The organism is Clostridium sp. Marseille-Q2269, assembly GCF_943736985.1.
Classification (GTDB): domain Bacteria; phylum Bacillota; class Clostridia; order Clostridiales; family Clostridiaceae; genus Clostridium_F.
Genome location: NZ_CALSFS010000003.1, coordinates 85,085 through 99,119 on the forward strand (window position 1 = coordinate 85,085; position 14,035 = coordinate 99,119).

The window sequence follows — 14,035 nt, forward strand, 5'->3', positions numbered from 1 at the left end:
CATTAATATAACATGCAGTATTAACTTGACAAAATAATTGGAACTGATAAAATAAAATTGTTAAATTGACATTAAATTAGGTATGAAGGGCAGCAGAAAAGCTGCTCTTTCATTGTATTTAAGACCCTATTTTGCTTATTATTAAGGTGGTGCTTTAAATGATTTTAGTTTTAGATGTAGGAAATACTAATATAGTTTTAGGAATATATAAAAATAAAAAGTTAATAGCAAACTGGAGATTAGCTACAGATAATAAAAGAACAGCAGATGAATATGGAATACAAGCTATAGAATTATTTATACATAATAAGTTAAGTCTTGAGGATATAGAAGGGGTAATTATATCTTCTGTGGTACCAAATATAATGTATTCTTTAGAACATATGATAGCTAAATATTTCAAAATAAAACCTATAATAGTAGGGCCTGGTGTAAAAACAGGAATCAATATAAAATATGACAATCCAAAAGAAGTAGGAGCAGATAGAATTGTTAATGCAGTAGCAGCCCATGAAATTTATAAAAAGCCATTAATAATTATTGACTTTGGGACAGCAACTACATTTTGTGCTCTAACAAAGGAAGCGAATTATCTAGGAGGAACTATATGTCCAGGTATAAAGATTTCTTCTGATGCTTTGTTTGATAGAGCAGCTAAATTGCCAAGGGTAGAGCTAGTAAAAACTCCAGGCGTTATATGTAAAAATACTGTAGCTAGTATGCAAGCAGGAATAATTTATGGTTATGCTGGGCAAGTTGATTATATAGTTTCAAAGATGAAAAAAGAAATGATGAATTTAGGAGAGGATGAGCCTTTTGTAGTTGCTACAGGAGGACTTGCTAAATTAATCAATGAGGAGTCAAAAAGTATTGATGAAATAAATGCTATTTTAACATTAGAAGGATTAAGAATAATATATGAAAAAAATAAATAAGGTGATTATATGAACATAGGAGAGATTATATTTCATAATAATGTATTTTTAGCACCTATGGCAGGCTTTACAGATATAGCTTTTAGAGAAATAGCCAAAGAATTAGGATGTGGGTTGGTTTATACCGAGATGGTAAGTGCTAAAGCACTATATTATGGAAGTAACAATACAAAAGAATTATGTTTAATATCTGATAGGGAAAAACCAGTGGCCCTTCAACTATTTGGTCATGAGCCAGATATAATGGCCAATGCAGTAGAGGTTTTTAATGACAATAATGATATTTGTATATTAGACGTAAATATGGGTTGCCCAGCACCTAAGATAGTTAAAAATGGTGATGGTTCTGCTCTTATGAAAGATGCAAAGTTAGCATCAGAAATAATAAAAGCAATGAAAAAAGTATCTAAAAAACCCATAACAGTTAAGTTTAGAAAAGGTTTTGATAAAAATAATATTAATGCAGTAGAGTTTGCAAAGATAATGGAACAATCAGGAGTAGATGCTATAACTATTCATGGAAGAACAAGAGAACAAATGTATGAAGGAACAGCTGATTGGAAGATAATATCACAAGTAAAGAAAGCTGTAAATATACCTGTAATAGGAAATGGAGATGTATTTTCACCAGAAGATGGTATGAAAATCATTGAGATAACAGGTTGTGATGCAATAATGGTGGGTAGAGGTGCTCAAGGCAACCCATGGATATTCAAACAAATAAATGAAAAAATTAAAGGAAAGCATGTATATTATCCTACGGATGAAGAAAGAATAGACATATGCATTGATCATTATAAAAGAGCATTAAAATATTTTGAGCATCATAAGGCTGTAAGAGAGATGAGAAAACATATTGCAGTATATATTAAGGGTCTTAGAAACTGCACTGATATAAAAGATAAAGTTAATATGGAAAAGGATCCTAATAAAGTCTTAGAGCAATTAATTAAATATAGGGAAATATTAAGGGAATTTTAAATAAATATTTACATAGTAATATATTGTAATTAATTTTTATGGTGAGACAATGATACCTATAATAGCTATAAACTGTAATATGAAAAAGTACTATAATGAAAATAATATTATATTTAAAATAAAAGATATGTGTTTAACACATTTTAGTAGACGTTGTTTTATAGAGGAATTAAATTTATTAATATCCAAAGTAAACATATCTCCAAATTTTAATGAACAGGCTTATTATAACAATATAAAGAGAAGTATAAAATATTCAAGACATAAGGACTTTATATTAGCACCTAGTACTTTTAGATTTTTAGATTATTATGTATTAAATACCTTTCAAAAAGAATTATTTGCTTTATCTGTATGTGAAAGTATAAAAGCCATATTAAGATTAAGAGGAAAGTCTATAAGAAATAGTTGTATATCAATATTTGATGCAAAAGAGGAAAATATTTTTAATATTATAAGTTGTATCTCTAAAGAAGCAAAATATATAATACTAGTTTCCGAAGACTTAACTAAGCTAGCTAGACTAAATGATTATATAATAGCTAATTATGGAATAACGCCTATTATAACTAGTAATATAAAAACTTCTTTTAATAAGGCTGATTTTATAGTTACAACTAAAGATATAGATATTACAAAAAATATACCAGTATGGTATATTAATAATAGCAAAATTTACAGAAATAAAGGTATTTGTAATATAAATAATGTAACCTATAAAGTTCCATGGGAAACTGATTTAGAGTTTAATCCAGAGCTATTAGGTGCAATACTTTGTCAAATGGATAAAAACAATGTAGAAGAGGCAATAAAGTATAATGGTATTGTATTGGATAAAATAAGGTTCAATGAAGACCTAGTAAAAATAATTAGATAAAATTAAGGAATACCGAGATATTGACAGGATAAATTACCTGTTTTATAATTACTTAAATGTTTCTTTTATGTTATAATGTTAAGAATATATCATAATATATAAATAGTAACAAAATAAAGGGGAGAATAGCATGAGCGAAGCAAAAAAATATGTTATGACTTATGAAGGGGTAAAAAAGCTAGAAGAAGAATTAGAATATTTAAAAACGGTAAAAAGAAAAGAAATAACAGAAAAAATAAAAGTAGCTCTTTCATTTGGAGATTTAAGCGAAAATTCAGAATATGATGAAGCTAAAAATGAACAAGCTTTTGTAGAAGGAAGAATAATACAATTAGAAAATATGCTAAAAAATGCTAGTATAATTGATGAAAATGAAGTGCCTAAAGATATAGTAAGTGTAGGCTCTATAGTAAAAGTTAAAGATTATGAATTTGATGAAGAAGTTGAATATATAATTGTAGGCTCTGCTGAAGCTGACCCTATGAATAATAAGATATCTAATGAATCACCAGTGGGAAATGGATTAATAGGAAAAAGAGTTGGAGATATAGTACAAGTAGCAGTTCCAGATGGTGTTAGTAAATATGAAATATTAGAGGTTAATAGAGCATAGTATTGGAGGGAATTTATAGTGTCAAAAGAAGATAATGTGATTAACAGTTTTGAAGAACAAGCAAATGAATTGATGAAGGAAAGATTTCAAAAACTAAAACAACTTCAAGCTGATGGAAAAGATCCATTTGATGTTTATAAAGTTGAAAGAACTCATACTTCAAAACAAGTAAAAGAAAACTTTGAAGAATTAGAAGGAAAAAGTGTCACTGTAGCAGGAAGACTTATGTCTAAAAGAGTGCATGGTAAAGCTGGATTCTCCGATATACATGATAGATATGGAAAAATTCAATTATACATAAAGATAAATGATGTGGGAGAAGAAAAACTTAAAGAATACAAGACATTTGATATAGGAGATATAATAACAGTAACAGGAACAGTTTTTAAAACAAAAACAGGAGAAACATCAATACACATAACAGATTTTCAATTGGTTTGTAAATCATTAAGACCACTACCAGAAAAATGGCACGGATTAAAAGATCCAGATTTAAGATATAGACAAAGATATGTGGATTTAATAATAAATCAAGATGTTAGAGATACTTTTATGAAGAGAACAGCCATAATAAAGGCTATGAGAGAATACTTAGATAATAGAGGATTTTTAGAAGTAGAAACACCAATATTATCACCAATAGCAGGTGGAGCTGCAGCAAAACCATTTGTTACTCACCATAATGCTTTAGATATAGACATGTATCTTAGAATAGCTACTGAATTATATTTAAAAAGATTAATAGTAGGTGGTTTTGAGAAAGTATATGAAATTGGTAGAAACTTTAGAAATGAAGGAATGGATATAAGACACAATCCAGAGTTTACATGTATAGAATTATATGAAGCTTATGCAGATTATAATGATATGATGGAAATAACAGAAAATATGATAGCATATATATGTGAAAAAGTTTTAGGTACAACTAAAGTTCAATATGAAGAGGCAGAAATAGATTTTACACCACCATGGAGAAGATTAACTATGGTAGATGCTGTAAAGGAATATGCAGGAGTAGATTTTAACAGTATAAAAGATGATGAACAAGCAAGAATAATTGCAAAAGAAAAACATGTAGAGTTTAAAAAAGAATTAAAGGATTGTACAAAAGGTGATGTACTTATAGGATTATTTGAAGAATTCTGCGAAGATAAGTTAATGCAGCCTACTTTTATTTGTGATTATCCAGTAGAAAATTCACCTCTTACAAAGAAGAAAAGAGGAAATGAAGCATTTACTGAAAGATTTGAAGGATTTGTATTTGGAAGAGAAGTATGTAATGCATATTCTGAATTAAATGATTCTATAGTTCAAAAAGAAAGATTCATGCAACAATTAAAGGAAAGAGAATTAGGTGATGATGAAGCTTATATGATGGATGATGATTTTATAACTTCATTAGAAGTAGGTATGCCACCAACAGGAGGACTAGGAATAGGTATTGATAGATTAATAATGTTCTTAACAAATACACATTCTATAAGAGATGTTATACTATTCCCAACAATGAAACCACAACCTAATAATCAATAAGTTTATAAATATATATAAATGAATAGTAAATTATTATAAATAACAGTAAAAATAAATTAAAAGTAAATAATATACGATGATAAAGAAGAGTAATAATAAATATTACAAAGAGAGTCTGTGGCAGGTGAAAACAGTCAATGTTTATTATGAAGGGAGCTTTTGAGTATTTAACTAGAAAGTAGGGCTATAGCCAAAAAGGGTGGAACCGCGATTAAGTCGTCCCTTTGCTGCTATAGCCTTTTTTATATTAAAAATTTTATAGAATATTGAGGAGGTATTTTTTATGGCTTTTGAAAAAACAATGGATAAAATAGTTGCGTTAAGTAAAAATAGAGGATTTGTATTTCCTGGATCTGATATATATGGAGGACTGGCAAATTCATGGGACTATGGTCCATTAGGAGTAGAATTAAAAAATAATGTAAAGAAAGCTTGGTGGAAAAAATTTGTTCAAGAAAGTCCATATAATGTTGGGATAGATGCAGCAATTCTAATGAATAATCAAGTTTGGGTAGCTTCTGGACATGTAGGTGGATTTTCAGATCCGCTAATGGATTGTAAAGAATGTAAAGCAAGATTTAGAGCAGATAAATTAGTAGAGGAACATTTAACAGAACAAGGTGTTGAAAAAGCTAGTGCAGATGGTTGGTCAAACGAAAAATTAAAGCAATATATAGATGATAATGGTATAGAATGTCCAAAATGTAAAGCTAAAAACTTTACAGATATAAGAAAATTCAATTTAATGTTCAAGACATTCCAAGGAGTAACAGAAGATGCTAAGTCAGAAATATATTTGAGACCAGAAACAGCTCAAGGCATATTCGTTAATTTTAAAAATGTTCAAAGAACATCTAGAAAAAAAGTACCATTTGGTATTGCACAAATAGGAAAATCTTTTAGAAATGAAATAACGCCAGGAAACTTTACTTTTAGAACTAGAGAATTTGAACAAATGGAGTTAGAATTTTTCTGTAAACCAGGAACAGATTTAGAATGGTTTAATTATTGGAAAGATAGCTGCTGGAACTTCTTAATAAATTTAGGCATAAACAAAGAAAATATAAGATTTAGAGATCACAGTCAAGAAGAACTATCACATTATAGTAATGCTACATCAGATATAGAATTTTTATTTCCATTTGGCTGGGGTGAACTATGGGGTGTTGCTGATAGAACAGACTTTGATTTAAAAAAACATATGGAACATTCAGGAGAAGATTTAAATTATTTAGATCCAACAACTAAGGAAAGATATGTACCATATTGTATAGAACCTTCTTTAGGAGCAGATAGGGTTGTTTTAGCATTTTTAGTAGATGCTTATGATGAGGAAGAATTAGAAGGAGGAGACGTAAGAAATGTATTACATTTACATCCTGCTTTAGCTCCATTTAAAGCTGCAGTATTACCACTTAGTAAAAAGCTTTCAGATAAATCACAAGAAGTTTATAGCATGTTAAGTAAAAAGTTTAATATAGATTATGATGAAGCAGGCAGCATAGGAAAAAGATACAGAAGAGAAGATGAGATAGGAACACCTTATTGTATAACAGTAGACTTTGATACTTTAGAGGATAATACAGTTACTATAAGAGATAGAGATACTATGGATCAAATAAGAGTTAGTATAAGTGATTTAGAAAAGTTCCTAGAAGATAAATTAGAATTTTAAAATAAAAGTATCTTAAAAAAAATTTTGTAATTAAAAATAATGTATAAATGTAGTTTTAAAATAGAAAGGTATGAACTATCCATTGTTTAGTTTGTACCTTTTATGTTTTGTCAATTTTTAAGTTATATATTGAAAATATGCAAAATAGCTATCATAGTAGTAAGCATAGAAATTTAGGAAAAGGCCCTATCTTTATGATATGGCTATAATTGCTTCACTTATAAAAAATAAAATAAAAGTTTTGGAATAAGCTATTTAATAAAAAATATATATGTAAAATACTACAACAAAAAGAAAAAAATCAGGTGAATCCGAATCACCTGATAGAATGAAATAGGGTTTAATCATGGGGATATGTTATATGTTTAAATAAAACTTGGGGAATTATATTAGATTCTTACGGCACGTACAATATTATATCAGGTGTAATGATGTTTTTCAACATATTATGATAAAAAATATTAAAAAATTTATATGAAAAAATTTATTGTCGAATAGTAAGGGTATACTTATTAGTATCTTATCTGATAAGATAGCATACTTAATAAGAAACTAAATATTCCTATAAGAAAAGATATAAGCTTAGATTTTAGATTTTTTTTAGTTGTAATAACTATATAGAAAGAAATTAGTATTCCAATGGGAACTATAAAGAAATTATTTATGGTTATGTATATATGACATAAAAACCATAGAAAGAAAAACTTCAATTTATAAAATTTTTCTTTATCCTCTACCTCTGATATTGAAATATACACTAAAGGCATTGTTAATACCGATATTAATAGAGGCATAATACCTCCCAATAAAATTGTTCTCATTAGATATAATATGTTTTCTATTTACAATAATTCCAATATAAAAGTAATTAAAGTATTTTATAAATAATTTAAAGTGATATAATATTAGATGGATTAATACTTTGTTTGGAGGTTTATAAATGAAACACAATTTTTCAGAGTTTAAAGATTTCATCAAATATAAAAAAGTAGCAGTAGTAGGTATAGGGGTAAGTAATAGACCTTTAATAAAATTTTTAGTTAAGCTAGGAGCAAAAGTAACAGCTTTTGATAAAAAAAATAAAGAAAAGCTAGGAAGTATAGCTAATGAATTAGAAAATATAGGTGTTAGTTTAGTATTAGGTGAAGATTATTTGAACAAATTAGATGGATATGATGTGATTTTTAAAACTCCATCTATGAGAATAGATAGACCAGAATTTATTAGGGCAAAAGAAGCAGGAACTTATATTACATCAGAAATGGAAGAATTCATTAAGTATTGTCCAGCTAAAGTTTTTGGTGTAACAGGAAGCGATGGCAAGACAACTACTACAACATTAGCTTATGAAATGCTAAAGAAAGAAGGCTATAAAACTTGGGTAGGAGGAAATATAGGAACACCTTTATTTTCTAATATTGAAGAAATGAAGGCAGAGCATATGGTGGTATTAGAGTTATCAAGTTTTCAACTTATGACAATGGATGTATCACCAGAAATTTCTTTAATAACTAACTTAAGTCCTAATCATTTAGATGTGCATAAAGATTTTCAAGAGTATATAGATGCTAAAAAGAGCATATTTAAATATCAAGATAATAATCACTTGTTAGTATTAAATAAAGATGATAAGTTGACTAATGATATGGAAAAAGAAGCTTTAGGGGCTATTATGAAATTTAGTCTTGTAGAAAAATTAGATAATGGAGCTTGCTTAACAGACAATAAACTCACTATTCTAGGCAAAGAAGTTTGTAATGCTAAGGACGTAAAACTTAAAGGTAAGCACAATATAGCTAATTTATTAGCTGCTTTTTGCATGGTAAATAAATATGTTTCAATAAATAGTATGAAATATGTAGCCACAAATTTCTTAGGGGTAGAGCATAGATGTGAATTTATAAGAGAATTTAATGGAGTTAAATATTACAATGATTCAATAGCATCAAGTCCTAGTAGAACTTTAGCAGGATTGAATTCTTTTGACAAACCTGTAATATTAATAGCTGGTGGATATGATAAAAAGATACCTTTTGAGCCTTTAGCAGAAGGTGGATACAATAAAATTAAAACTTTAATATTAATGGGAGACACTAAAGATAAAGTAAAAGCAGCTTTTGAAAAAGTAATTTTAGATAAAAAGTGTAAGCTAGATATAATTACAGTAAATAGTATGGAAGAAGCAGTAAAAGTAGCAGATAATATATCAGAAGAAGGAGATATAATAACATTATCACCGGCCTGTGCTAGTTTTGATATGTATCTTAACTTTGAAATAAGAGGAAATAAATTTAAAAATATAGTAAATAGTTTATAATTTTATAAATAAAGACCACCTAATAACTCTTAGACTTTAAGATTAATAGGTGGCTTTTATTTGTGGTTATTCCTTCATATAAAAGGTATATTAGGTATTAACATATCCAGGTGTATCAATACGCGAAAAGAGCCAAAAATAATAAAAAAATGTAGAATAATAAATATAATCTATATAAATTACATTTCAATAAGGAGAGATAGGAAAAAAATATGATACAATAAATCTCGTCCTTAAGACAAGGACAGGAAAGTGAAAGAAGCTTCCAAAACAAATTTGAAAAAAGTTCTTGACAAAGAACAACAGATTTGTTAAGATATAAAAGTCGCTGAGGCGATGTGGTCTTTGAAAATTAAACAGAGAATAAACAAGAAACATTCTTGTAACAGCCAGTAAGATAAGGTAATAAACCTTGTCAATGAATTTGAGAAGAGATTAAACTTTAAAATTGAGAGTTTGATCCTGGCTCAGGACGAACGCTGGCGGCGTGCTTAACACATGCAAGTCGAGCGATGAAGCTCCCTTCGGGGAGTGGATTAGCGGCGGACGGGTGAGTAACACGTGGGTAACCTGCCTCAAAGTGGGGGATAGCCTTCCGAAAGGAAGATTAATACCGCATAACATAGGAGAATCGCATGATTTTCTTATCAAAGATTTATTGCTTTGAGATGGACCCGCGGCGCATTAGCTAGTTGGTAAGGTAATGGCTTACCAAGGCGACGATGCGTAGCCGACCTGAGAGGGTGATCGGCCACATTGGAACTGAGACACGGTCCAGACTCCTACGGGAGGCAGCAGTGGGGAATATTGCGCAATGGGGGAAACCCTGACGCAGCAACGCCGCGTGGGTGATGAAGGTCTTCGGATTGTAAAGCCCTGTTTTCTAGGACGATAATGACGGTACTAGAGGAGGAAGCCACGGCTAACTACGTGCCAGCAGCCGCGGTAATACGTAGGTGGCGAGCGTTGTCCGGATTTACTGGGCGTAAAGGGTGCGTAGGCGGATGTTTAAGTGGGATGTGAAATCCCCGGGCTTAACCTGGGGGCTGCATTCCAAACTGGATATCTAGAGTGCAGGAGAGGAAAGCGGAATTCCTAGTGTAGCGGTGAAATGCGTAGAGATTAGGAAGAACACCAGTGGCGAAGGCGGCTTTCTGGACTGTAACTGACGCTGAGGCACGAAAGCGTGGGTAGCAAACAGGATTAGATACCCTGGTAGTCCACGCCGTAAACGATGGATACTAGGTGTAGGGGGTATCAACTCCCCCTGTGCCGCAGTTAACACAATAAGTATCCCGCCTGGGGAGTACGGTCGCAAGATTAAAACTCAAAGGAATTGACGGGGGCCCGCACAAGCAGCGGAGCATGTGGTTTAATTCGAAGCAACGCGAAGAACCTTACCTGGACTTGACATCCCTTGCATAGCCTAGAGATAGGTGAAGCCCTTCGGGGCAAGGAGACAGGTGGTGCATGGTTGTCGTCAGCTCGTGTCGTGAGATGTTAGGTTAAGTCCTGCAACGAGCGCAACCCTTGTTATTAGTTGCTACCATTAAGTTGAGCACTCTAATGAGACTGCCTGGGTAACCAGGAGGAAGGTGGGGATGACGTCAAATCATCATGCCCCTTATGTCCAGGGCTACACACGTGCTACAATGGTAGGTACAGAGAGACGCAAGACCGTGAGGTGGAGCCAAACTCAAAAACCTATCTCAGTTCGGATTGTAGGCTGCAACTCGCCTACATGAAGCTGGAGTTGCTAGTAATCGCGAATCAGAATGTCGCGGTGAATACGTTCCCGGGCCTTGTACACACCGCCCGTCACACCATGAGAGCTGGTAACACCCGAAGTCCGTGAGGTAACCGTAAGGAACCAGCGGCCGAAGGTGGGATTAGTGATTGGGGTGAAGTCGTAACAAGGTAGCCGTAGGAGAACCTGCGGCTGGATCACCTCCTTTCTAAGGAGAATAGAAAGAAGAAAATTCTTTCTAAAAGGCTGAATTCTCTGTTTAATTTTGAGAGACCATTCTCTCAAAATTGAAACTTCTCAATAGAATTGAGAAGTAGCTGATCATCACAAAATCGTAGGTTTTGGATGTCTAGCTATGTTCTTTGAAAATTGCACAGTGAATAAAGTAAAGCTAAAGGTATAAAAATCCTTTGTAAGAATACAATTTTAAGGTCAAGCTACAAAGGGCGCATGGTGAATGCCTTGGCACTAGGAGCCGAAGAAGGACGCGATAAGCTGCGATAAGCCTTGGGTAGCCGCAAATAGGCTGAGATCCAAGGATTTCCGAATGAGGAAACTCACATGGGTAACCCCATGTATTATGCACTGAATACATAGGTGTATAAGGGTAAACCCGGGGAACTGAAACATCTAAGTACCCGGAGGAAGAGAAAGAAAAATCGATTTCCTAAGTAGCGGCGAGCGAACGGGAAAGAGCCCAAACCAGAAACTTGTTTCTGGGGTTGCGGATAGATCATAAAAGAAGAGGTATCTTAATCGAAAAGGGCTGGAACGCCCTACCACAGAAGGTAATAGTCCTGTAGATGAAAAGAGAAGACTTTAAGATCTAATCCAGAGTACCACGAGACACGTGAAACCTTGTGGGAAGCAGGGAGGACCACCTCCCAAGGCTAAATACTACCTAGTGACCGATAGTGAAGCAGTACCGTGAGGGAAAGGTGAAAAGAACCCCGGAAGGGGAGTGAAATAGAACCTGAAACCGTGTGCCTACAACCGATCGGAGCACGTTAAAGTGTGACGATGTGCTTTTTGTAGAACGAGCCAGCGAGTTACATTATGTAGCAAGGTTAAGTACTTAAGGTATGGAGCCGAAGGGAAACCGAGTCTGAAAAGGGCGAAAAGTTGCATGGTGTAGACCCGAAACCGGGTGACCTATCCATGGCCAGGTTGAAGCGAGAGTAAAATCTCGTGGAGGACCGAACCACGTTGGTGTTGAAAAACCATGGGATGAGCTGTGGATAGCGGAGAAATTCCAATCGAACTCGGAGATAGCTGGTTCTCCCCGAAATAGCTTTAGGGCTAGCGTCGTGTAATTAAGTAATGGAGGTAGAGCACTGAATGGGCTAGGGGCTATAGTAGTTACCGAACCCTATCAAACTCCGAATGCCATGTACTTGTATCACGGCAGTCAGACTGCGAATGATAAGATCCGTAGTCAAAAGGGAAACAGCCCAGACCATCAGCTAAGGTCCCAAAGTGTAAGTTAAGTGGAAAAGGATGTGGGATTTCTAAGACAACTAGGATGTTGGCTTAGAAGCAGCCACTCATTTAAAGAGTGCGTAATAGCTCACTAGTCAAGAGATCCTGCGCCGAAAATGTCCGGGGCTCAAACTTACCACCGAAGCTATGGATGTATACTACGTATATATGGTAGGGGAGCTTTCTGTATGGGTTGAAGTCGTACCGTAAGGAGCGGTGGACTGTACAGAAGTGAGAATGCTGGCATAAGTAGCGAGAAATAAGTGAGAATCTTATTGGCCGAAAACCTAAGGTTTCCTGAGGAAGGTTCGTCCGCTCAGGGTTAGTCGGGACCTAAGCCGAGGCCGAAAGGCGTAGGTGATGGACAATCGGTTGATATTCCGATACCGCCTATTTACGTTTGAGAAATGGGGTGACGCAGAAGGATAAGATGTGCGCACTATTGGATGTGCGTCTAAGCACTTAGGCATGCTTGATAGGCAAATCCGTCAAGCTAAGCTGAGGTGTAATGGGGAGCCATTATGGCGAAGTATCTGATTCCACACTGCCAAGAAAAGCCTCTATCGAGTGAATAGGTGCCCGTACCGCAAACCGACACAGGTAGGTGAGGAGAGAATCCTAAGGCCATCGGAAGAATTGCTGTTAAGGAACTCGGCAAATTGACCCCGTAACTTCGGGAGAAGGGGTGCCTACGAAAGTAGGCCGCAGAGAATAGGCCCAAGCAACTGTTTAGCAAAAACACAGGTCTCTGCTAAAGCGAAAGCTGATGTATAGGGGCTGACGCCTGCCCGGTGCTGGAAGGTTAAGGGGAACACTTAGCGTAAGCGAAGGTGTGAACTTAAGCCCCAGTAAACGGCGGCCGTAACTATAACGGTCCTAAGGTAGCGAAATTCCTTGTCGGGTAAGTTCCGACCCGCACGAATGGCGTAATGATTTGGGCACTGTCTCAACAGCAAATCCGGCGAAATTGTAGTGCAAGTGAAGATGCTTGCTACCCGCGATTGGACGGAAAGACCCCGTAGAGCTTTACTGTAGCTTAGCATTGAATCTCGGTATTGTCTGTACAGGATAGGTGGGAGACTTGGAAACTTGGGCGTCAGCCTGAGTGGAGTCAACCTTGGGATACCACCCTGACAGTACTGGGGTTCTAACCGGCGGCCATGAATCTGGTCACGGGACATTGTTAGGTGGGCAGTTTGACTGGGGCGGTCGCCTCCTAAAAAGTAACGGAGGCGCCCAAAAGTTCCCTCAGCGCGGTCGGAAATCGCGCGAAGAGTGCAAAGGCAGAAGGGAGCTTGACTGCGACACATACAGGTGGAGCAGGGACGAAAGTCGGGCTTAGTGATCCGGTGGTACCTCGTGGGAGGGCCATCGCTCAACGGATAAAAGCTACCTCGGGGATAACAGGCTGATCTCCCCCAAGAGTCCACATCGACGGGGAGGTTTGGCACCTCGATGTCGGCTCGTCGCATCCTGGGGCTGAAGTAGGTCCCAAGGGTTGGGCTGTTCGCCCATTAAAGCGGCACGCGAGCTGGGTTCAGAACGTCGTGAGACAGTTCGGTCCCTATCCGTCGCGGGCGTAGGAAATTTGAGAGGAGCTGTCCTTAGTACGAGAGGACCGGGATGGACCAACCTCTGGTGCACCAGTTGTCACGCCAGTGGCACAGCTGGGTAGCTATGTTGGGACTGGATAAACGCTGAAAGCATCTAAGCGTGAAGCCAACCTCAAGATTAGATTTCCCATAGCGTAAGCTAGTAAGACTCCTGGAAGAACACCAGGTTGATAGGTCAGAGATGTAAGCATGGCAACATGTTAAGTTGACTGATACTAATAAGTCGAGGGCTTGACCAAAAATAAAATTCACTGTGTAATTTTGA

The 14,035-nt window shown here is 35.2% G+C and carries 8 protein-coding genes, 2 rRNA genes and 1 other annotated feature; of the genes, 9 read left to right on the plus strand and 1 reads right to left on the minus strand.

Going from position 1 to position 14,035, the window contains the following annotated elements; all coding sequences use genetic code 11:
• The first annotated feature begins 158 nt into the window (after positions 1–158).
• The 6 genes from NGI68_RS06455 (at position 159) to NGI68_RS06480 (ending at position 6,614) form a co-directional block, all read left to right on the plus strand.
• Positions 159–935: a type III pantothenate kinase gene (locus NGI68_RS06455; protein ID WP_251860672.1), complete on the plus strand. Its 777-nt coding sequence runs from the start codon at positions 159–161 to the stop codon at positions 933–935.
• 9 nt (positions 936–944) lie between these two features.
• A complete protein-coding gene (gene dusB / locus NGI68_RS06460) occupies positions 945–1,916 on the plus strand; it encodes a tRNA dihydrouridine synthase DusB (RefSeq protein ID WP_251860673.1) in 972 nt (323 codons plus the stop codon).
• 49 nt (positions 1,917–1,965) lie between these two features.
• Positions 1,966–2,793 (plus strand): hypothetical protein, encoded by an 828-nt coding sequence (locus NGI68_RS06465; protein WP_353505358.1) that lies wholly within the window; start codon positions 1,966–1,968, stop codon positions 2,791–2,793.
• Between the two features lie 130 nt (positions 2,794–2,923).
• Positions 2,924–3,406, plus strand: coding sequence for a transcription elongation factor GreA (greA, locus tag NGI68_RS06470; protein ID WP_251860675.1), 483 nt, complete (start codon positions 2,924–2,926; stop codon positions 3,404–3,406).
• Between the two features lie 72 nt (positions 3,407–3,478).
• Positions 3,479–4,939 carry a lysine--tRNA ligase gene (gene lysS, locus NGI68_RS06475; protein WP_502799374.1) on the plus strand — a complete coding sequence of 487 codons (1,461 nt, stop codon included), beginning with the start codon at positions 3,479–3,481 and terminating at the stop codon, positions 4,937–4,939.
• Between the two features lie 67 nt (positions 4,940–5,006).
• Positions 5,007–5,166 (plus strand) — a binding site (T-box leader).
• A 56-nt stretch (positions 5,167–5,222) separates the two neighbouring features.
• Complete coding sequence (locus NGI68_RS06480; RefSeq protein ID WP_251860677.1) at positions 5,223–6,614, plus strand: glycine--tRNA ligase; 1,392 nt, start codon at positions 5,223–5,225, stop codon at positions 6,612–6,614.
• Between the two features lie 512 nt (positions 6,615–7,126).
• On the opposite strand, the gene NGI68_RS06485 is transcribed toward NGI68_RS06480, so the two are convergent.
• The gene (locus NGI68_RS06485) at positions 7,127–7,408 is read right to left on the minus strand and encodes a hypothetical protein (RefSeq protein ID WP_251860678.1); all 282 of its coding nucleotides are present in this window, start codon (positions 7,406–7,408) and stop codon (positions 7,127–7,129) included.
• Between the two features lie 146 nt (positions 7,409–7,554).
• Here NGI68_RS06485 and murD point away from each other — a divergent pair, with 146 nt between their 5' ends.
• From murD to NGI68_RS06500, 3 genes are all read left to right on the plus strand, one after another.
• Positions 7,555–8,931 carry a UDP-N-acetylmuramoyl-L-alanine--D-glutamate ligase gene (gene murD / locus NGI68_RS06490; protein WP_251860679.1) on the plus strand — a complete coding sequence of 459 codons (1,377 nt, stop codon included), beginning with the start codon at positions 7,555–7,557 and terminating at the stop codon, positions 8,929–8,931.
• 444 nt (positions 8,932–9,375) lie between these two features.
• A 16S ribosomal RNA gene (locus NGI68_RS06495) occupies positions 9,376–10,886 on the plus strand.
• Between the two features lie 222 nt (positions 10,887–11,108).
• Positions 11,109–14,009, plus strand: a 23S ribosomal RNA gene (locus NGI68_RS06500).
• Together the 16S and 23S rRNA genes form the textbook arrangement of a ribosomal RNA operon.
• Positions 14,010–14,035 lie beyond the last annotated feature (26 nt).